The organism is Acinetobacter sp. YH01008, from assembly GCF_013420435.1.
GTDB classification, from domain to species: domain Bacteria; phylum Pseudomonadota; class Gammaproteobacteria; order Pseudomonadales; family Moraxellaceae; genus Acinetobacter; species Acinetobacter pseudolwoffii.
In genome coordinates, this window is the sequence record NZ_VOYD01000011.1 from 26,256 (window position 1) to 46,846 (window position 20,591).

The window sequence follows — 20,591 nt, forward strand, 5'->3', positions numbered from 1 at the left end:
CGCTTGCCTTCCTTAATTTTTTCCAGAGATTTCATTAAAGAAAGCTTTGCTGTCTGGATCACGACCCAGAAAGTCTTTCACCATCTGCTCGCCATGTTTTTGTCCGCCTTGCGCCAAGACCGTATTGCGATAATGCGCACCGACTTTTTTATCCATCAACTGATCGCCAAAGGCAGAGAGCATATCTAGCGCAATCACCTCGGACCACATATAGCTGTAATAACCTGCCTGATAGCCGCCCATCACATGCCCGAACTGTCCCGGGAACTGCTGACCGGGTACATAACCCAAGGCAGTTTTGCTTTCCATCTCTTGCCATAATTTTAATGGGTCGGTCTTGAGGGCATCTTTACTGTGTAAGGCCATATCGTACTGCGCATATAAAGTCTGACGCGCATAATGCAGACCGCGACCATAGTTTTTTACGTCTTTGAGACGCTCAGTCATGGCAGCATCGACACGTGGACAAGCCGGTTCACAATAATCGGCCACTTTTGATAAGGTTTCCAGACGGTGTGCCCACTCTTCATACATCTGTGAAGGTGCTTCCACCAAGTCACGCTCTACCGATGTACCAGACTGTTCGGAATAGCGGGTTTTCGATAAAATCCCGTGTAAGGCATGCCCCATTTCATGCACAAAGGTTTCCAGCTCGTTGCTGTTCAAACCTTTGCGGTTGAAGTTGGTGACCAGTACCGACACCGGACGACGCTGATTCAGGGTACTGCCACCATAGGCGCCCCAGACGGCCGCGTGTCCATATTTACCTTCACGCGGGTATTTATCGACATATAATCCGCCCAAGAATTCACCTGAGGCAGTGTCATGTACCGCATAATATTCCACTTCATTGTGCCAGGCCTTGACTTTCATCGGCCTGAAATCAATCCCGTACAGTTCTGATGACACAGCAAATAACCATTTTTGTGCCGCTTCGGTCGGGAAGTAATCGCGCAGTTTTTCCTGATCGACCTTATATTTGGCCTGACGCAGTTTTTCACTCCAATAGCCCTGATTCCAGCGAGTAATATCTGCTTTCTCTCGTGGAACTTTTAAGGTCTCGGCTTTGAACTGGCGTAACTCCTCTACATCTTGCTTCTCTAAAGGTGCGACTTTGCTATATACATCCTCTAGAAAAGAATTCACCGCTTCAGGGGTTTTTGCCATACGAAATTCAAGGGCTGAATGTGCATAGCTTTCTTTATCAAAAAGTTGGGCCATCTCATAACGCAGATCAATGGCTTTTTTCATAAATTGCAGGTTTTGCTCTGTCCCACGGCGGGTATAAGCCATCTGATAGCGTTTGCGTGCTTCATCACTTTCTGCCAGCTCCATGAATGGCTGGTATTCCGGATAGTCAAAGCCAAGCAGATAATTGCCTTTTTCATTTTTCTTTAACCCCGCCATATAGCTGGCTGGCAGACCTTTCATTTCTGCTGGGGTAAATTCGACTTTATGCGGATTATCACGTACATTTTTGGCGAAATCCTGAGACAGCTTGGTCGATTCTTCGATGATGTCTTTCAGGCGCTTTTGTTTTTCTGCACTGAGTTGTACCCCGGTTTTTTCAAACTGCTCCAGAATATCTTGCAAGAATTTTTGATCAATCGGATCACTGGCCTTCAGTTTCTTTAACTGGGCATACAGTTTCGGATTCTGGTACAGCGTGGTCTGGTACTTGCTGATTTTCAGCTCACAGTCATCTGCTGCCTGACGCAATGCAGGGTCTGGATCGACATTACTATACAATCCGACTGCTGCACCAAAATCCCGGGCTTTGGCATGCAATTCATCCCATTCAGCCAGATAAGGCCCTGCCTTGGCCTTATTTTTAATTTTCTGATTTTCAAATATCTGAATATCTTTTTGCATGCTGGCCAGATTGGCATCACATAAAGATGGAATCTCTGCTGCCTTAAATAATGGCAGCAGCTGCGCTTGAGTCTGTGCCGCTACCCCCTGATATCCCCCCATTATGACTAAACATAAGCTACTTAATTTTAAAGACTTCGATTTCATATTTATCTCCAGATTTTTCTTACTTTTTGCTATCAATATCGATGTACATCCACTCTGAAGACAGAATCGGATGGTTTTTATAACCAATGACCCGGGGTTGCGACAAGACATTACGATAGGTGCTATATAGCATCAGTACCGGCATATTCACTTCCAGAATCCGGGACATTTTGCGATAGATTGCATCACGTTCAGGACTGGCTGGCATGCTTTGGGTTTGCTCATACAGGCGGTCAAATTCAGGATGTTTGAAGCAGGCATTGTTGGTGACATTGACATTTTTGCCATAAAAAAGCTGCATGAAGTTGTCGGCATCCGGATAGTCAGCAATCCAGGCCGAGCTTTTAAACATGGTCTTACACTGTTTTTCCAGCTTGATCGCCTCGGCAAATGGCATGGCTTTGCTGACCATCTTGATCTGAATATTGTCCAGGGCTTTTTTCCAGAATTCTGCCTGTTGCTGACCACGACTGGTATTACCGACAATCAGTTCAATCTCTAAAGGCTTACCATCGGGTTGTCTGCGCCAGCCATCGGCCCCGACTTTGTATTGATAACGGTCAAGCAGCATATTGGCCGCCTTGACCGAATAGGGAATACTGCTTTTATAATCCGGTGAATAACCAACCACCCCGGGTGGTACCGGCATCTGTAACTTATTGGCATCGCCCTTGAGCAAGACACTGATCATATTGTCGGTAGAGTAAGCCATGGCCATGGCACGACGTAGCGCAATTTTTTCCTTGCTGAACCCACCGACCACAGGATTCTGCATATTCCAGTAATGGTAGCCAATCAGCGGATCGGTAATCCTAGATAACTGAACCCCTTTTTGTTTTAAGGAAGGTTTGAGTAGCCCATTTTCAAGCGCCTGAACCACCATATCGCCGTCGATTTCAGTCATGTCCAGTTCATTTTTATTAAAGGCCAACCAGCGTGACTGGGCTTCTTCAATGACCCGGATATCAATCGTGCCAATTTGCGGCATTTTTTTGCCTTGCAATGCATCCACAATAGGCTGGTCTTCGCTGCTACTGGCTTTAAAATTCCAGACAAAACTCCGGTAGTTCGGACTGGCTTTTAAAATAATGCGTGAACCCGGAGTCCAGCGTGACAATAAATAAGGGCCTGTACCGACTGGTTTGTCCATCGCAAAGCCTGCTTTATTACGGTACTTTTCAATAACTTCACGGGCAACTGCAGCTGCTGGGCCATGTGCCAGTAACATCGGAAAGTTTTGATCCGGTTGGGTCAGTTTCAGAATCAGGGTATAACGGTCTGGCGTTTGAATGCCTTCAAAGGGGTTTTCATAGACTTTGCCATTCTTTTTGCCTAAGGCGACCCATGCTTCCAGCCCTTTAATCCGGCCATCCAGCAACCAGCTATTTGGTGAATGCAAGTTGGGATCGATCAGACGTTTTAATGAATAGGCATAATCATAAGCCGTCAGTTCACGTTTCTGACCTTTAAAAACGGGATCATCGGCGAAGTAAATGCCTTTTTTGATTTTGATGGTATAGGTGAGACCATCTGTACTGACTTCTGGCATGGCAACCGCGGTATTAGGAATCAGCTTGGCTGGGGTTGCCAGATAGTCATAGCTAAACAGGTTTTCAAAAATCGCGCTATTAACCCGGGCTGAATAGGCATCGTGCGTTGCGGCGGGATCAAATCCGGTTTCTGCCACAGGAAAAACATCCCGAATCACCTTGTTAGGATCTGCAGGATTAACGGCCCATGCAGAAACGATCCCCGAACAGAGCAAACTTCCCAGCAGAACACTACCCGTCAGTTGCTTGAATTGCTTTGATAAATTTCCCTTCATCATACTCTTCATCTAAATAGGTTTATTTTTTGACTGGTTCAATATCGAGATATTGCCAAACGGAGTTCATGATTGGATGTGCCTTAAAGCCTTGAACCTGAGGGTGAATCAGCCAGTTACGCACCCGGGTATTGTGTAAAATCCAGGGATTATCGGCTTCGATTTGCCGGTTCATTTTTTCATAATAGGGCGTACGCTGATCTGGTGGCAGTTTCATAGCAGCCTGATACAGGGCATCATAGGCTTTTGAGGTATAGCAGCTCAGGTTGCCCTGCTGTGCATTTGGGCCATATAAGAGTTGAGCAAAATTTTCACCCTCCGGATAATCTGCAATCCAGGCACCGCCCCACAGCATATGTTTACATTGCGTGGCTTCTTTCAGGTTGTCGGCGAAATTGCTGATTTTAAATTCAATACGTAGACCAACTGCATCCAGATTTTTTTTCCATAATTCCGCTGCAATCACTGAAGAGCTGGAACTGGTCGAGTTCATTTTCAGTGTCAAAGGTGTGCCATCAGGCAAAGTCCGATAGCCATCTGCACCTTTTTTATAACCGAAACGGTCGAGCAGCTTGTTGGCCAAGAGCGGATTATAGGCAATACTATTTTTATAAGCTGGATTATGCCCATTCACGCCTTCGGGAATGGTCATTTCAGCTTTATCTGCATGTCCCTTATACAGCTGTTTAATGGCTTCATTCTGGTTATAAGACAAGGCGATTGCCCGACGCAGAGCGATTTTTTCTAGTGAATTTCCACCGACCACAGGATCGCGCATATTCATGATGGTATAAGTGATTTCTGCGTCTTTATTTGGATAATGCAAAATGCCTTTTTGCTTGTATTCGTTTTTGAGCTGTTTATTGACCAGGGCCTGTTCGGCACCGCTTGCAGTGAGCCGGTCATAATCCAGTTGACCCGATTTCAGCGCCAGCCAGCGCGATTGTTCTTCTTCAATAATACTGACCTTGACCCTCCCAATTTGCGGCATTTTTTTGCCACTCATTTCTTTTACCAGACGTTGATCCCAAGCCGTATTTTCACCCTTAAAATTCCAGCTAAATCCCCGGTAATCTGGATTGGCCTTTAATTCAATCCGGCTACGCGGCACATATTTATGCAATTGATAGGGCCCTGTCCCGACTGGATGCTGACCTGCACGCGCGCCATAATGCTCAATGACTTCTCTGGCGGTACCGCTAAAAGTGACATAGGCCATGATATAAGGGAAATTAAAGTCGGAACGCGTGAGCGTGATTTGCAAGGTATATTGATCAAGTGCCTTTAGTCCTGCAATTGGCGCATCGTAATTAAATTGACCAGAACTTTTGGCTTGCTGAATGGCAGCATCTGCACCGAGAATTTTGCCCTCAATAAACGAAAAGGTCGGCGAATGATTTTTAGGATCCATCACCCGCTTCATGGAGTAAATATAATCCTCAGCAACCAGTTCACGTTTTTTGCCCTTAAATGCCGGATCAGCACTAAAGTAAATTCCAGGCTTAATCTTGAAGGTATAGACTTTGCCCTCCTGCTCGATCTTGGGTAAGGCTTCCGCAGTGTTCGGGGTTAAAGTGGCGGGTCGTGCCAGATAGTCGTAGCGTAATAAGGGTTCAAAAATCGCTTCGGCAATACTGCCACTATAAAAATTATAGGTCTTGACCATATCAAAACCGTCATCAGGCGCTTCAAATGCAATATTTAAAACTTTATCTGACTGCGCAGGCGATTTTGCCAAGACCGCCTCCCCCGATCCGATGGTCAGTGCTAAAACGGTCATCTTTAACATTGCTGATTTCAAAGTCATACCTATTTTTATCTTAATGTTTTATTGATCTAGGAAGTTCTTAACCTAACGCCCTATATTTGTTGCAATTTATGAATCAAAGCTGAATAGAGAAATTAAATTGGACAAAGCAAATCTCATATCTTCAAAAACAACTATTTTTTCAACTTCTACCGAGAAAATTTATTTTTATGCACTTGCCCTTATTCTGCCTAACCAAATATTTTTAATGAACCTTTTATGTCATTTTTATCTTTAAAACGCCCATTCGTCTTCTCTTCACACAAAGATAAATAAGCTTTTTTTTAGAGAATTCACATGGCCTTGATCTTAGAACCCAGAAATTCATAATAACCAACTGCTCACTAAATGTCTCTTTATGCAATCATCCTATTCTTTGTGCAATGTTTATCAACCCCACATTGTCCCAACTGAAACCAGAATAGTATTGCCCTCAATTTTTATCCCATAAAAAAACCCAGCATATGCTGGGTTTTTTCTCAATCCGATTTTACATCTGTGATTGAATATAATTTTGCAAGCCAATCAGTTCAATTAAACGCAACTGTTTTTCTAACCAGTAGGTGTGATCTTCTTCGGTATCTGACATTTGCTGGCGCAGCATATCACGGGTGATATAGTCCCCTTTTTCTTCGCACAGCTTGATGCCCTGTGCCAGTTTTTCCCGCACATGGTATTCAAGTTTCAGGTCGGCTTTCAGACAGCTCACCACATCTTCACCAATCTCAACGTCATCGCGTTGCATGTTTGGTGTACCTTCCAGGAACAGGACACGACGGATAATCGCATCCGCATGCTGGGCTTCTTCCTGCATTTCATGGTCGATACGTTCAAAGATTTTGGTTAAACCCCAATCTTCATACATCCGAGAGTGAATCAAGTATTGGTCACGAGCAGCCAGTTCGCCACCGATCAACATATTTAAATAATCTACGACTTCTGGATTACCGCGCATTTGAATTACTCCCTGCCTTTATCTGGCTATTATGGAGAAACTCAAAAGATTTTGCAAAGCCTAACATTGGTTAAATATATGATTTTTATATAATTAAAATGAGAAGTACTTGCATTTACAGTTCGATCCAGACTAATTCCCATTTATAAAACAATACTTTGCACTGTCACGACTATTCACTTTAAGCAGAATCTGCCGGATAAATGCATCAGTTAAGATTTGTAAGTATTCATTAAAACCCGCAAGATTGCTTATTTTTGTATAAACATCACCGATTTGGCGTACTTCATGCTTAAATTTCGCTTATGATGCAGACAAATTTAAAATAACAACGGTTTAAATATGACACATCCACATACAACAGCACCTGTTCTGGTCACCGGTGCATCGGGTTATATTGCCAGCTGGGTTATCCAGAAATTACTCACGCAAGGCTATACTGTACATGCCACGGTACGTGACCTGAACAAAAGCAAAAGCTTTGCCCATTTAGAAAAAATTGCCGAGAACAGTCCAGGCACCCTCAAATTATTTCAGGCCAATTTACTGAGCCCAGGTTCTTTTGATGCTGCCATGCAAGGCTGTGAAATTGTGTTTCATATGGCATCGCCCTTTGTGGTCACCAATTATAAGGATGCGGTCAAAGATATTATTGAACCTGCGATTTTAGGCACTGAAAATGTCCTGAAAAGCGTCAACCACACCGAATCCGTGAAACGTGTGATTGTTACCTCGAGTATTGCCTCTACTTATGGCGATGCCATTGATATTCTGCAAACTGAAAATAACAGTTTTGATGAATCACACTGGAATAGCACCAGTTCGGAAACTCATCAGCCTTATCCTTATTCCAAAGTCATGGCAGAACGTAAGGCTTGGGAAATGGCAGAAGCACAGGATCGCTGGCAGCTGGTCTGTATCAATCCAGCGCTGGTTTTTGGTAAATCCCTCACTCCCAATACCCAGTCTGGCAGTGTCGAAGTACTGCAACAGTTTGCCAATGGCATGACTTTGCTCGGCGTTCCACCGATGTGGAATGGCGTGGTCGATGTGCAGGATGTGGCCGAAGCGCATCTTCGTGCCGCGTTTAAGCCGGAGGCGCAAGGACGTTATATCATTTGCAGTGAAAGCCTGAGCCTGCTGGAAATGGGGCAGATTTTACGAGCACATTTTGGCAATAAGTTCCCCTTCCCGCGCAATCAGTTACCAAAGGCGGCCTTTAAACTGTTTGGACCATTGGCAGGTTTTAGTCCCAAGTTTGTGGAACTGAACATGGGTTATCCGATCTACTTCAATGCGCAAAAGAGTCAGGATGAACTGAGCATTCAGTATCGTCCGGTACGAGAAAGTCTGGTCGAGCATTTCCAGCAATTACTCGATGATGGCGTAGTCAAAAAATATATTCCTTAATCGTACTAGCTCAAACCTGATCTGACAGTTACCGATTTTTTTATTGTATCTGTCAGATTAAATTTGAGCGACTACACCGACTTATGCGCCCACAAGCTCACTATTCCTGCCTAAAAACAAGCTAAGCAGAAGTCCAACGCGCATTTTCCCACGCTTGCTGTTGCTTTGCATCTAGGAAAGTCCAAGCCACAAAACGACTCTCTTTTTGCCCCTGCGTCATTTTAATGGTTTTTAAATCCACTGCACCGCACTTACGCAAGGTATTTAACAGCATAGGCAATGTGGTTTTCTTAGAAACCAGTGTACTAAACCAAAGACATTGCTCAGCAAATTGTGTGCTCTCTTGTACCATCTGGCAAACAAAGCGTTCTTCTCCACCGTCACACCACAGCTCGTTCTTTTGTCCGCCAAAGTTTAACACCACTTTAGACCGATCAACCGGTTTGCCAAGTTTGCGTAATTTTTGCGTTGCTGTGGCATTTGCTTCATCTTGCGAAGCATGAAATGGTGGGTTACACAGGGTCAAATCAAAACGATCTGAAGGTTTAATCACGCCTTTGAAAATATTGCTCGGTGTCTTTTGCAATCGAATCTGAATCCCCTTTTTGAGATTTGGATTTGCCTCCACAATAAATTGAGCACTTTTAACCGATGCAGGATGAATGTCTGAGCCAACAAATTTCCAACCATAACTACGATGACCAATAATCGGATAAATACAGTTCGCGCCCACCCCAATATCTAATACGTGAACGGCGTGTCCTATTGGAATCTGACCTTTATTGCTATCACTCAACAAGTCCGCCAAATAGTGAATATAGTCGGCTCTACCCGGAATAGGTGGACAAAGATAATCTTGAGGAATATCCCAATATTGAATACTATAAAAATGCTTGAGCAATGCTTTATTGAGCATTTTCACAGCTTGAGGATCAGAAAAGTTGACTGAAAGATCGTTATATTGATTCGGGCTGACAAAAGGCGCAAGTTCCGGACAACTCTTGATTAACTGAGGAAAATCGTAACGACTGCGATGCAGATTTCGTGCATGTAATTGCGATTTTTGTTGCAGAAAAGATTTCTTTGCTTGAGCCATGTGTATGTCAATCATCAACGGGAGAACAGAATCAATAAGGCAGGATCTATACCTGCGAATGAATCGATATTGTACGTGAATTCAACTCACATTGCCGAACCCGTCCTTGTATTTGTCTATCCTCCCCCCTCTCATTCACCTATAGTTTTGAACTAGCAATAAAAAAGACACCTCAAGACTCATCATCCTTAGTGTCTTTTTTATTTAAGTCATTGTTTAGAACTGATTAGTCTTCGATTTGCCCATGCTCTTTCATCAGGGCAATGAACTGTTCCTCATTGATGACCGTTACACCCAGCTTTTCTGCCTTGTCCAGTTTAGAACCGGCTTTTTCACCGGCTACCACGCATTTGGTTTTACTGGATACACTGCCGCTGACTCGCGCACCCAGTGCCTGAAGTAATTGAGTCGCTTCATCGCGCCCCATACTGCTTAAGGTTCCGGTCACGACCCAACTTTCGCCATTGAGTGGCTGACGGGTCGGTGCAACTGGCGCATCCCAGTGAATGCCCGCGGCCAGTAAACGATCCAGAACTTCCAGATTATGCGGCGCCTGAAAGAAATCAATAATCCATTCTGCGGTAATATCCCCCACATCTGGCGTTTTTTTGAGTGCTTCGATATCCGCGATACGTAATGCATCCAAGGTCTGGAAATTATTGGCCAGCATGCGCGCTGTAGTTTCACCCACGCCACGAATACCGAGTGCATAAATAAAAGCGGCCAGTGTGGTTTTCTTACTGTTCTCAATAGAATCTATTAAATTCTGAACAGATTTTTCACCCATTTTTTCAATCTGTAGCAGCTGCTCACGATGTTCATGCAGGTGATAAATATCCGAGACATCTTTCAGCAGATTTAGATGCAGCAAAGATTCTGCCCAGCGATCCCCCAGACCCTCAATATCCATGGCTTTACGTGAAACAAAGTGACGAATCGCCTCAATACGCTGCGCTGCACAATACAGCCCACCCGAACAACGCGCCAAGGCTTCACCTTCCGGCATCACCACCGGTGAATCACAGACTGGACATTGCTCAGGTAAATGCACTTCAACGGCATCCACCGGGCGGAATTCCGGCCAGACTTTTTCGACTTTAGGAATCACATCACCACTACGATAGACACTGACCGTATCGCCAATCCGTACATCCAGACGGTGAATTTCACCAATATTATGCAGGGTCACATTGGATACCGTGACACCGCCGACCGCCACCGGATTCAAACGTGCCACCGGTGTCAGAGTTCCGGTACGACCCACCTGCCAGTTAATATTTTCAACGGTGGTCAAGGCGGCAACTGCCGGAAATTTATAGGCGGTGGCCCAACGCGGCTCCCGGCTCAGAAAACCGAGTTGCTGCTGCTGTTTCAGGTCATTGACTTTAATCACCATGCCATCGATTTCTACACTGAGACTGGCACGTTCCTCAATGATCTGTTCATAGACTTTTTGCACGTCCTGGATACTGTCACAGATAAAGTGACGCTCGCCAACCGCAAAACCGAACTGATGTAACCATTCCAGACTGGCAGACATTGTGCCTTGCCCATGATGCGGTACGCATTGTGCAATTCCATAAGCATAAAAAGCCAGTGGCCGTAATGCGGCAATATTCGGATCCAGCTGACGCAAACTGCCTGCCGCCGCATTACGTGGATTGGCAAAGGTCTTTTCACCTTTGGCTGCATTGGCGGCATTCAGTTTTTCAAAGCCGGATTTCGGCATCAACACTTCGCCGCGTACTTCTAACAAATCGGGAATGATGCCATTCACTGATGATAAAAGTTTCGGCAGATTGCGAATGGTTCTGACATTCTGGGTAATATCTTCACCGGTTTCCCCGTCGCCGCGAGTCACACCACGGGTCAATACGCCATGCTCATACCACAGGGAAATAGCCAGACCGTCAAATTTCAGTTCTACATCATATTCAATTTTTTGATTCGGCAAACGCTCTTCAATACGGCGAGCAAAAGCAAAAAGATCGTCCTGATTAAAGACATTGCCCAAGGACAGCATCGGAACGGCGTGAGTAATGCTCACAAATTTTGCAAGTGCCTGCCCGCCGACTTTATCGGTTGGGCTATCCGGCTGGATCAGATCGGGATATTGTTGTTCTAAAGCTTTAAGCTGATGAAAGAGCTGATCATATTCACTGTCTTCAATGCTCGGTTGATCCATCACATAATAAGCATGATTATGCTTGGCAAGCAGTTGAATCAGTTGACGCATTTGCGCAATGACAGTGGCATCTTGGGTCATAATTTCACCATAAAAAAGGGCGGAAAATCCGCCCTGTAGAATATTCAGCTTTTGGCTATTATAAAAATTGCAGTCCACAGATTCAACTTGGAGATTAAACAAAACCGCTTAAACTTCTGTAGGTTGACCCGCGCGATAATCAATCGCCTGATGGCGCCAGAATTCACGTAATTGTGGTGTAAATTCCTGCTGGTTCTGATCGTAGACCAGACCATCCACTTCACGGGCAATCAGACGTGAAATACTGTCCATGGTATCAAAGGCATTTTGTACATCGCTATGCGGCAAAGCCAGGAAGAAGGCCAGACCTTTGACTTCCTGAGTCGAGAGAGTTTCCAGATCAAAACCTTCCATGCCGGTATCCGTCATTTGCAGTACCGAAAACAGCAGTTTTGAATCATCTTCACTATAACGGTGGAAACAGGCCAGTTCGCCATAACGCAGACCATATTTCAACAAGACTTTCAGGGTTTTATCACCTGAAAGTACCCGGCCTTGCGGATAGATATACAGAGAAATAATCGTTTCAGCATTGGATAAGGCACTTTCTTCATCCACTATTTTCTGTTCATGCAGATGAGCATCCAGAATACTGCTTTCATCATTAAATTCAGAAATTTCCGCTTTTTCAATACTGCTGTTCAGACTAAATTCGGTAGCTGTATCTTTATCTTCCGTCTGGTTATTTTCCGCTTCTACTTCGGCCGGCTTTTGCTCCACTGATGTTTCGGCTGCTTCTGTGCTTGCAGAACTTGCCACGACTTCAGCTTCGGTCACTGGACTCGGCTCGACCGCTGCAGCTGTCTCAAGCACTGCTGGCTCAGCCAGATTCGGTTCAGGCTTGCGAAATGCTGAGGGCTTTTCAGGGGCCGGTTCTTCTACACGCAGGCTTGGCTCTACACGCTGTGCCGGATCTGCGTTCTGCTTTGCCAGTTGCGATCGTACATGCCGAGGAATGACAGGGGTCTGGCTATCCGGATCGATATGCAGGTTGGCATCCAGTGACGGTACAGCCTCTACAGGTTTTTTGAACAGCATTCTGATGCCGAACAGCATGATGACAATTGCTATCACAATCCCGATAATGGTGGTGATTTCCATATTATACCTCCGCAGCTAAGCCGTATTCTTTTGCCTGTTCCAAATTTACTGTCACTAATTTTGAGGTTCCCGGTTCAGGCATGGTTACACCTAAAAGATCAGTCGCCATCATCATTGCAAGTTTGTTATGGGTAATATAAATAAATTGCACGTGTTCAGAAAGCTCTTTGACTAAATTACAAAAACGTCCCACATTGGCATCATCTAGTGGTGCATCGACTTCATCGAGTACACAAAAAGGTGCCGGATTTAAGCGAAAAATCGCGAATACCAGTGCCAATGCAGTTAAAGCCTTCTCCCCACCGGAGAGTAATGCCAAGGAGCTATTACGTTTACCCGGTGGTCGGGCCATCAGTTTTACACCCGATTGCCATCCATCTTCAAGACTTAAACTCGCCTCGCCCCCTTCAAATACTTTCGGGAACAGGTTTTGCAGTTCGGCATTGACTTGATCAAAAGTGTGCATAAACAGTTTGCGGGTTTCCTGATCAATACTTTTCATCGCAGCTTGTAGCTGTTCCACAGTATTTTCCAGATCCTGCATCTGGTGGCTCAGTTCCTCATAGCGTTTCGAGACTTCTTCATATTCTTCAGAAGCCGCCAGATTCACTGCACCGAGCTTATCGAACTGCACCTGAGCTTTTTCCAGTTTCGCCTGATGGGTTTTGACATCAATAGTTAAACCGCTGATGACTTCATGATTCAGTTCTTTTAATTGTTCTGAATAATGCTGCAAATCAGATTTGGCTGCCTGCCAGGCCAGACGTTTGGCTTCCAGTGCTGTACGCAGTTTTTCATCCTGCTGCTGGAAACTGTGACGCTGTTCAGTCAGCTGCTGCTGTTTGCTCTGCACCTGATTTAATTCGATCTGCCAGTCGGTCCAGGTTTTTTGCAGCTTTTCAGTGATCTGCGCCTGTTCATTAAACTGGCTCTGTAAAGCAGGCAATTCCAGCTGTACCGGATCGACAAATTTCTTGGCCTGCTCGATTTGTAGATTAATTTGTTGATACTGTTCTATTAAAAATACCTGATCTTTTTCCAGCAATTCAATCTGCTGCTGACTCTGTACGCTTTGACGGCGCAGCAGTTCCAGTTCCTGCTGCGCTTGCTGGCTAAGCTGCTGCGAGTCATCTAACTGAGTGCTCAATGCTTCCAGCTGGAATTGCAGGGTTTTATAATTTGGTAGCGCTTGTTCCAGCTTAATATTCAGAGCATGCAGATCAATTTCCAGATCGTCTTTCTGCATGGCATCTTCTTCTAGCTGCTCATCGAGTTGTTGCAGCTGATGCTGTAATTGCTGCTTATGTAATGCGAAAGCCTGAGCACTACTTTGAACTTTGGCAATATTGACATCGAGTTGTTGCAGTTGCTTTTGTGTGTGCTTGTACTGCTCACTGATCGTTTGAATCTGGGTTTTTAACTCCTTCATCCGAAGATTCAGTTCAGGCAGTTGCTCTTCAGCCTGACTAAGTTGGGTATTCAGTGCTGATAACTGAAGCTCGATTTCCTCCAGACGGATACGATGACTCAATGCGCCCTGAGCGGCTTGGCTCGATTCATCATAATCCAGCGCAATCACCCAATCAGGCCCAACCTGATAGCCATCCAGACTGAGTAGGGTCTGACCTTGCAAAAGCCCAGTTTGAAGTTTCAAGGCTTGCGCTAATGAATCTACAACTGCAACCTGCTGCCACAGTGAATACTGTGGAGATTCAATCCAGTCGGCCAGACACACCGTATTGGCAATCTGAATTTCATCTTGCACAGTATATGGCTTTAACTGACGCGCCCGATCTTCAAGAAAGTTTTCACCCTCTGCCAGAATCTGGGCAGACAGCCATTTTGCCAGAAACTTTTCGATCAACTTTGCATGGTCTTTGCCTGCATCGTTGAGCTTAAGTACATGCATTAGCTGTAGTGCATCGGCCTTGGCATGTGGATTGGCTTTGGTCAGCAATTGACTGAGGTTGTTCTGTTCTGAATGCAGCACCTGAATTTCAGATTTTAACTGCATCAAGCACTGCTGCTGTTCTGCCTGCTCGGTCTGAACTTGAGCCAATTGATCTTGCAATACAGTGCGTTGCGCTTCACATGTGAATAGCTGCTGTTCGATCTCAGTCTTGTCTTGTTGATATTGCTCTAGCTCATCTTGTTGCGCTTGATGCTGAATCTGTATGCTCTGTTGCTGTACGGTCTGTTTTTGCTGTTCAATCCGCTCAATATTCTTGGCCAGTTGTTCACTTTGAGCCAGCATTTGTAATTTACGCTGCTGCTGCTGTTCGACCTGAGTTTTGATTTGGGCAAATTGTGCCGCGACTGTTGTATGTTGTGATTTGAGATCAGCCAGATTTTGGCTCTGCGCCTGATTCTGGCCATCTTGCTGCTGCAATTGTGTTTGCTGATCTTCAGCTTGCTGCTGCAAGGTATCGAGTTGCAGTTCAATCAATTGCAAACGCTCTTTGGTCTGGGCTTTTTGCTGTTCCAGCTTGACCAGACTGGTGGAATTTTGCTCGAGCAAAGACTGTTTTTGCTGCAAGGTCATTTCCAGTTCGGCCAGTTTTTTCTCGGCCTGTTGCCATTCACTTTGCAAAGGTGTCGATTGCTGAATCAGACGCTGAAACAGTTCACTGGTACGACCTAAATCATGTTCAACCGTAGTCAGCTCGGAACGCACCAGCTTAAAATTATCTCCGAGAGTATTCATCTCCACGGTATATTCTTCTTGCAAGCGCTGGCTTTGTTCACATTGAAAAGACAGGATTTCAATCTTGATGCTGCGGATCTGTGTTTCCAGTTGCTTATATTGAATCGCGCTTTCAGCCTGACGTTTCAGAGTTTTTAGCTGAGATTTCAGCTCAGAGGCAATATCTTCCAGACGCGACAGGTTTTGCGTGGTGTGATCCAGATGCAGCATGGTTTCACGGCGCCGTGCCTGATAACGTGAAACGCCGGCAGCTTCTTCAATATAGACCCGCATTTCGTCCGGCTTGGCATCCACCAGACGGTTGATCATACCCTGCTCAATAATCGCATAGGAGCGTGGCCCAAGCCCAGTCCCCAGGAAAATATCGGTAATATCACGACGCCGGCATTTGCTGCCATTCAGGAAATATTCAGACTTGCCATCGCGGTTGACCTGGCGGCGTACTGCCAGTTCATTATAGGCATTATAAGCACCGCCCAGCTTGCCATAGGTATTGTCAAAGCGCAGTTCCACACTGGCCATGCCCACCGGTTTACGCTTGGCAGTTCCGGTAAAAATCACGTCCTGCATGCTGCCACCACGTAGCTGGCGCGCACTGGACTCACCCATGACCCAGCGTATGGCATCAATGACGTTGGATTTACCACACCCGTTCGGTCCCACCACCGCAGTACGATTATCTTTAAAATGTAAAGTGGTACTGTCGGCAAAAGATTTAAAGCCTGAAAGTTTTAAACTGCTTAAACGCATAGTGTCCTGATTTAACGTCGTGAGCGTCTGGCCCACGCGAGTTCAATTTGTTTCATCCGTGTCAGAGATTCCAACACAAGGTTGCGCAAGTGTCGACAAAAATCTTCCATAAATAAAGCGGCCTGATGGGTTTTTCGTATCAAAATTGCTTCAGTGACCAGTTTAAACAGGTCGAAAGATTCCTGTAACTCACGTCTGGAAATATTCAGGGTCAGAAAATAGCTGCGCCGCAAGCAAGGTAACAGTTCCTGATAGTAGCGCATCAGATAGGGATTTCCGACCATCTCATGCTGCTGGGCCATGCCCTGAAAGATCAGATCATAAAACTTTTCTGTATGTCCTTGGCGAGTTTCTGCATCTAATTGTTCTAATAATAGCTGAATGCGCTCGGCTTCATGACTTCGCCAGGTTTCCGCCATCCGGTGCACCATCTGTCCGAGTAATAATGAAGTGATGTCAAATAAGGCACGAACCTGCAAGGCCGACATTTCCGAGACAATGGCACCACGACGCGGATAGATTTCAATCAGTTGGGTACGTTCCAGCAACAGCAGTGCTTCACGGACCGAGCCGCGACTGACGTCCAGCTCGGCAGCAATCCTGAGTTCCTGTATGCGTTCGCCTTCGACCAGCTCACCGCGAATAATCTGTTCACTGATATGCTTGGCAATCTGCTCAGACAAACTGTGCGCTTCTTCTAATGCCATACCATTCCTGTCTTTATTTTTATGGATACTGGTTTAGCCCTTCACTCGGACTATTGCACTATTAGACAGATTTTTAGCAAGGAATACTTTGACATTGTCAGACAATCTTGTGTCTGTACAGCCAACTCAAGCTGAGAAAAAAGGAGAATAGTCACCTATTCTCCTTATGCAATCCATCAGCTCAGCCGAAAAATATTAAATCAGGCCATAAAACCCTGATAGATAAAGTACAGACCGACGGTGGTCAACAGTGCGGCAAAACATTTTTTCAGCATTGCCGGTGAAAGCAGATGTGCTACTTTTGCACCGAGTTTGGCAGTAAAAAAGCTCATCATGCTGATGCCAATAAAGGCATAAATATGGATATAACCAATCGTATTTGGCACCTCGACCTGCGCCTTCTGACCAAACCAGATAAAACCAAGTGCGCCTGCCACGGCAATCGGCAAGCCACAAGCCGCAGAGGTCGCGACTGCTTTTTGCATCACAATACCGCAGCGATTCAGGAAAGGTACGGTCAGACTACCGCCGCCAATGCCAAAGATCGCGGATGCCACACCAATACCGCCACCCGCCGCAAGCTGTAGCGGGGTTGATGGCAGCTTTTTGTTTGGATCAACCTGGACATTGGCACCTTTAAACATTCTAAATGCGACCCAGACTGCAAAAAAACCAATCAGCAACTGCAAACCCTGACCCGACAAATAGTCAGCAATCCCTGCGCCCAGAAAGGAACCGATAATCAGGCCGGGTGCCAGATTACGAAATACCGGCCACAACACGGCGCCTCTTTTATGGTGTGCAGTCACCGAGCTGATCGAGGTGACAATAATTGTGGCCAGCGAGGTACCTACTGCCATATGCATCAGCACACCCGGATCGTACTGGAGTTGAGTAAAAACAATGTACAGGATCGGTACAATGATCAAACCACCGCCCACCCCGAACAGGCCTGCGGTGAATCCGGCAATTGCACCAATCAATAAATATATGATTAACTCCATAACGACATTTACCACGTTTAGATTCAAATGGATGTAGAAACTCGTGAACTGCAACAACGATTAATCGATGCAGGCCAGCTTCCGGAAGTATTGCTTATCAAGCCGATTACCACATCGACCAATGACGATGTACGGGAATTGGCAACAAAAGGGATACAGCAAGTTCTGGTCTGTAGCCATGTACAGACCCAAGGCCGTGGACAGCGCCAACGCCAGTGGATTTCACCTGAGGGGAATATCTATTTAAGCACATTGCTGCATACACAAAAACCCATCGATGGCCGTTTGGCTCTGGAAATTGCGTTAAATATCCTGCAAATGCCCAGTCTACAAGGGCTGGACTTGCAAGTAAAATGGCCGAATGACCTGTATAGCGTCAAAGGCAAATGGGGCGGCATTCTGGTAGAACCGATTTCACCTACGCAAGTGGTGGTCGGGGTCGGGATCAACCTCAGTCCAATGTCTGCTGAGGTTCCCGAGCAGCAAGTGACCTCATTGAATGAGTTGGGCCTGCATCCGGGTTCACGCATTCAGCTGATTGCAGAACTGTATCTGGCGATTCAGCAAGCCGGACAATGGTTTAGTTATGGCAGCCAGAATCTGTCTGGTCGTTTCAATCGACATGCCGCTTTTATCAAAGAGAGGGTTGAATTTACCGATCTGCAAGGGCAATATTCAGGAAAATTTCTGGGTATTCAGGATGATGGCGCCGTTAAAATCGCAACTGAAACAGGTGTCCACATCTTTTACCAAGGTCAATTACGGCTCAAAAATAATCCTTGAACAGGCATAATCCATGAAGAAACTATGGCTAGATATTGGCAATACCCGACTCAAATACTGGATTACCGAACAAGATCAGATCATTGAACATGCAGCGGAATTACATTTACAATCCCCTGCCGATTTGTTACTTGGCCTGATCCAGCACTTTAAAACGCTGGATCTGGATCAGGTCGGATTGTCTTCGGTTCAGGACAAAACCAATAATGAGCGCATTCTTAGTATACTAGATAGTCTGCATATTCCAGTGATTTTTGCTCAGGTGCAGGCCCAATATGCTGGCCTGATTTGTGGCTATGATGAACCCGCACAACTGGGGATTGACCGCTGGCTACAGGTACTTGCTGTCGCGACCCAGCCTCATGAGAATTATTGTGTGATTAGTTGTGGTACAGCGCTGACCATTGACCTGATTCAAGGACAACAACATTTAGGCGGTTTTATTCTGCCAAATTTATATTTGCAACGTGATGCACTAATTCAGAATACCAAAGGCATTAAAATTCCGGATGCCGCATTTTCTGAGCTCAATCCCGGACGCAATACCATCGATGCAGTACATCATGGCATTCTGCTCGGTCTGCTCAGCACCATTGAAAAAGTGCTGCATGATTTTCCGGCACAGCTGGTACTAACCGGTGGAGATGCTCCAGTGTTTGCCCAGCATCTTGAGCCGTATCAGCCGAGGATTGAACCTGATCTTCTGCTTAAAGGTTTGCAGCATTTTGCGGCTCATTTGCCAGACACAGTTTCATGATTTCGAGCAATTGAGGAAATTCGGTAAATCCATCACATTTGTTAAAATGTCCGGCTTTTTTAATCTCAAAAATTTGAGCATTTAAGCTGTGGGCCAAGCGCAAGGAAACCGGTGCAGGTACAAAAGGATCTTACTGGAGATCAGCATGACCGCGCGTTTATAGCTATACGGCAGGTTGTTCAGATCCAGTCGTGTCGCCTGCAGCATTTTATTCAGTTCCGACCAGGCCACCAGCGGTGTATCGAAAGCTGAAACCAGAATGACCCCGCCGGTCTTGCGGTGCTGCTGGAGATAATGTTGCTGTAAAAAACTTAAAACACTGAGTCCACTCAGGCCATGGGCAACTAAAAACGTATGCTCATCCAGATGTGGAATATGCAGTTTCAGATTCTGCTGCCATTCTTCTAGATCAGGCTGAAAAGGATTGGCCAGCATAATCCGTTTTGAATCAACACCGACATTTTTGAGTTGGCGACTCAGCCACGGATACCAATGGTCATTTGAGGTGGCCTGATAATCAGGCACGATATAGACTTTGTTGATTATATTTTTCATCGTGTTTTACTTATTATAATTGAGCACAAAGTGCTTTGACAAAAACTACTATTAAACAGTCTGAAGATGAAATTCAAGTAACTTTTTGCATCCCATCTCAGACTCAATTTACAAATTGAACGAATCCAACAACCTGCTTAAGATTCAGCTTTAATCAGATAAGGCTCAATCACTTTCCAGAGTTCTGGCAGATCGGTACAGCCTTCTGAATCGATAAAATGTCCCTGATGCTTGGCACTCACCACAATCGCATCCAGACTGTCTGCCTGTTCCAGGCTAAATTCAGGCTCCACCCGATCATCGCCTTCAGAATAAATCACCACACGTTCTGCCACCTGCTGTTTAAGCAGATCAAAATCGATCTCAGCGGCATCAATAAACGGATTGACTTCATCTAAACGACCCAAGCGGCCATTAAATCCTGCGATCAATACCAATTGCTGAATCTTTTGCTGTTTTAATTCTCTGGATAAGTAATGCAATACAGCCACAGTTCCCAGGCTATGCCCGATAAAAATACTGTCTTCATCAATCCCCTCAATCTGCTCACGCATTTGCTGGTCCCACACCTCCAGCTTGGGTGTGGTCGATGGGTCAAGTCGCAGTACTTTTAAGCTGACATTTTCCTGTTGGGCTTTTTCCTGAATCCATGGAAACCAGTTTTCTTCAGGGCTTGCAGTATAACCATGGACGATGATCACTTGAGCCATTTTAAATTTCTCTTTGTTTTGTGCTGATGTTCCTGAGTCTGCCTGATTGGATTTTTATTTTGGGTAAGTAAATGTTGTTTTGTTTAAACCGGTTTTCTGATTGATACATAATAAAAAAGGCGCATTTCGCGCCTTTTTTAAA

Annotated in this window: 14 protein-coding genes and 1 pseudogene; 3 read left to right on the plus strand and 12 right to left on the minus strand. The window is 45.4% G+C overall.

Annotated features, from left to right (window positions below; genetic code table 11):
- Positions 1-12: 12 nt before the first annotated feature.
- The 4 genes from FTT75_RS08075 to bfr form a co-directional block, all read right to left on the minus strand.
- On the minus strand, positions 13-2,019 hold the full coding sequence (locus FTT75_RS08075) for a M3 family metallopeptidase (RefSeq protein WP_180186217.1): 2,007 nt from the start codon (positions 2,017-2,019) through the stop codon (positions 13-15).
- Positions 2,020-2,038: 19 nt separating this feature from the next.
- Positions 2,039-3,844, minus strand: a complete 1,806-nt coding sequence (locus FTT75_RS08080; protein WP_005172406.1) for an ABC transporter substrate-binding protein — start codon at positions 3,842-3,844, stop codon at positions 2,039-2,041.
- A 22-nt stretch (positions 3,845-3,866) separates the two neighbouring features.
- Positions 3,867-5,624, minus strand: coding sequence for an ABC transporter substrate-binding protein (locus tag FTT75_RS08085; protein WP_180186218.1), 1,758 nt, complete (start codon positions 5,622-5,624; stop codon positions 3,867-3,869).
- Positions 5,625-6,141: 517 nt separating this feature from the next.
- A complete protein-coding gene (bfr, locus tag FTT75_RS08090; protein WP_005095949.1) occupies positions 6,142-6,606 on the minus strand; it encodes a bacterioferritin in 465 nt (154 codons plus the stop codon).
- Between the two features lie 342 nt (positions 6,607-6,948).
- Here bfr and FTT75_RS08095 point away from each other — a divergent pair, with 342 nt between their 5' ends.
- Complete coding sequence (locus tag FTT75_RS08095) at positions 6,949-8,016, plus strand: aldehyde reductase (protein WP_100355521.1); 1,068 nt, start codon at positions 6,949-6,951, stop codon at positions 8,014-8,016.
- Between the two features lie 121 nt (positions 8,017-8,137).
- Here FTT75_RS08095 and rlmF read toward each other — a convergent pair whose 3' ends face one another.
- The 6 genes from rlmF to FTT75_RS08125 all read right to left on the minus strand — a co-directional run bounded on the left by rlmF (position 8,138) and on the right by FTT75_RS08125 (position 17,644).
- Positions 8,138-9,112 (minus strand): 23S rRNA (adenine(1618)-N(6))-methyltransferase RlmF, encoded by a 975-nt coding sequence (gene rlmF, locus FTT75_RS08100; RefSeq protein ID WP_180186219.1) that lies wholly within the window; start codon positions 9,110-9,112, stop codon positions 8,138-8,140.
- Between the two features lie 226 nt (positions 9,113-9,338).
- Complete coding sequence (gene ligA, locus FTT75_RS08105; protein ID WP_180076408.1) at positions 9,339-11,378, minus strand: NAD-dependent DNA ligase LigA; 2,040 nt, start codon at positions 11,376-11,378, stop codon at positions 9,339-9,341.
- A 108-nt stretch (positions 11,379-11,486) separates the two neighbouring features.
- Complete coding sequence (locus FTT75_RS08110; protein WP_180186220.1) at positions 11,487-12,479, minus strand: cell division protein ZipA C-terminal FtsZ-binding domain-containing protein; 993 nt, start codon at positions 12,477-12,479, stop codon at positions 11,487-11,489.
- Position 12,480: 1 nt separating this feature from the next.
- On the minus strand, positions 12,481-15,933 hold the full coding sequence (smc, locus tag FTT75_RS08115) for a chromosome segregation protein SMC (RefSeq protein WP_180076420.1): 3,453 nt from the start codon (positions 15,931-15,933) through the stop codon (positions 12,481-12,483).
- 11 nt (positions 15,934-15,944) lie between these two features.
- Positions 15,945-16,640, minus strand: coding sequence for a GntR family transcriptional regulator (locus tag FTT75_RS08120; protein ID WP_074384116.1), 696 nt, complete (start codon positions 16,638-16,640; stop codon positions 15,945-15,947).
- A gap of 200 nt (positions 16,641-16,840) precedes the next feature.
- Complete coding sequence (locus tag FTT75_RS08125) at positions 16,841-17,644, minus strand: sulfite exporter TauE/SafE family protein (protein ID WP_180186221.1); 804 nt, start codon at positions 17,642-17,644, stop codon at positions 16,841-16,843.
- A gap of 27 nt (positions 17,645-17,671) precedes the next feature.
- Here FTT75_RS08125 and FTT75_RS08130 point away from each other — a divergent pair, with 27 nt between their 5' ends.
- Together FTT75_RS08130 and FTT75_RS08135 are read left to right on the plus strand one after the other, a co-directional pair.
- On the plus strand, positions 17,672-18,427 hold the full coding sequence (locus FTT75_RS08130) for a biotin--[acetyl-CoA-carboxylase] ligase (RefSeq protein ID WP_180186222.1): 756 nt from the start codon (positions 17,672-17,674) through the stop codon (positions 18,425-18,427).
- Positions 18,428-18,440: 13 nt separating this feature from the next.
- Entirely contained in the window at positions 18,441-19,184 is a 744-nt protein-coding gene (locus FTT75_RS08135; RefSeq protein ID WP_180186223.1) for a type III pantothenate kinase, read from the plus strand.
- Here FTT75_RS08135 and FTT75_RS08140 read toward each other — a convergent pair.
- Together FTT75_RS08140 and FTT75_RS08145 are read right to left on the minus strand one after the other, a co-directional pair.
- Positions 19,135-19,739 (minus strand): annotated as a pseudogene (locus tag FTT75_RS08140) (RBBP9/YdeN family alpha/beta hydrolase). The gene FTT75_RS08135 and the pseudogene FTT75_RS08140 overlap by 50 nt on opposite strands.
- 137 nt (positions 19,740-19,876) lie before the next feature.
- Positions 19,877-20,449 carry an alpha/beta hydrolase gene (locus FTT75_RS08145; RefSeq protein ID WP_005095930.1) on the minus strand — a complete coding sequence of 191 codons (573 nt, stop codon included), beginning with the start codon at positions 20,447-20,449 and terminating at the stop codon, positions 19,877-19,879.
- Positions 20,450-20,591: the final 142 nt, after the last annotated feature.

Excerpts from the sequence above, each read along its gene's own strand:
- FTT75_RS08110 (WP_180186220.1), bottom strand. The coding sequence starts at position 12,479 with ATGGAAATCACCACCATTATCGGGATTGTGATAGCAATTGTCATCATG.
- FTT75_RS08120 (WP_074384116.1), bottom strand. The coding sequence starts at position 16,640 with ATGGCATTAGAAGAAGCGCACAGTTTGTCTGAGCAGATTGCCAAGCAT.
- FTT75_RS08075 (WP_180186217.1), bottom strand. The coding sequence starts at position 2,019 with ATGAAATCGAAGTCTTTAAAATTAAGTAGCTTATGTTTAGTCATAATG.
- FTT75_RS08145 (WP_005095930.1), bottom strand. The coding sequence starts at position 20,449 with ATGGCTCAAGTGATCATCGTCCATGGTTATACTGCAAGCCCTGAAGAA.
- rlmF (WP_180186219.1), bottom strand. The coding sequence starts at position 9,112 with ATGGCTCAAGCAAAGAAATCTTTTCTGCAACAAAAATCGCAATTACAT.
- FTT75_RS08135 (WP_180186223.1), top strand. The coding sequence starts at position 18,441 with ATGAAGAAACTATGGCTAGATATTGGCAATACCCGACTCAAATACTGG.
- smc (WP_180076420.1), bottom strand. The coding sequence starts at position 15,933 with ATGCGTTTAAGCAGTTTAAAACTTTCAGGCTTTAAATCTTTTGCCGAC.
- FTT75_RS08080 (WP_005172406.1), bottom strand. The coding sequence starts at position 3,844 with ATGAAGGGAAATTTATCAAAGCAATTCAAGCAACTGACGGGTAGTGTT.
- FTT75_RS08130 (WP_180186222.1), top strand. The coding sequence starts at position 17,672 with ATGGATGTAGAAACTCGTGAACTGCAACAACGATTAATCGATGCAGGC.
- ligA (WP_180076408.1), bottom strand. The coding sequence starts at position 11,378 with ATGACCCAAGATGCCACTGTCATTGCGCAAATGCGTCAACTGATTCAA.
- FTT75_RS08125 (WP_180186221.1), bottom strand. The coding sequence starts at position 17,644 with ATGGAGTTAATCATATATTTATTGATTGGTGCAATTGCCGGATTCACC.
- bfr (WP_005095949.1), bottom strand. The coding sequence starts at position 6,606 with ATGCGCGGTAATCCAGAAGTCGTAGATTATTTAAATATGTTGATCGGT.
- FTT75_RS08085 (WP_180186218.1), bottom strand. The coding sequence starts at position 5,624 with ATGACCGTTTTAGCACTGACCATCGGATCGGGGGAGGCGGTCTTGGCA.
- FTT75_RS08095 (WP_100355521.1), top strand. The coding sequence starts at position 6,949 with ATGACACATCCACATACAACAGCACCTGTTCTGGTCACCGGTGCATCG.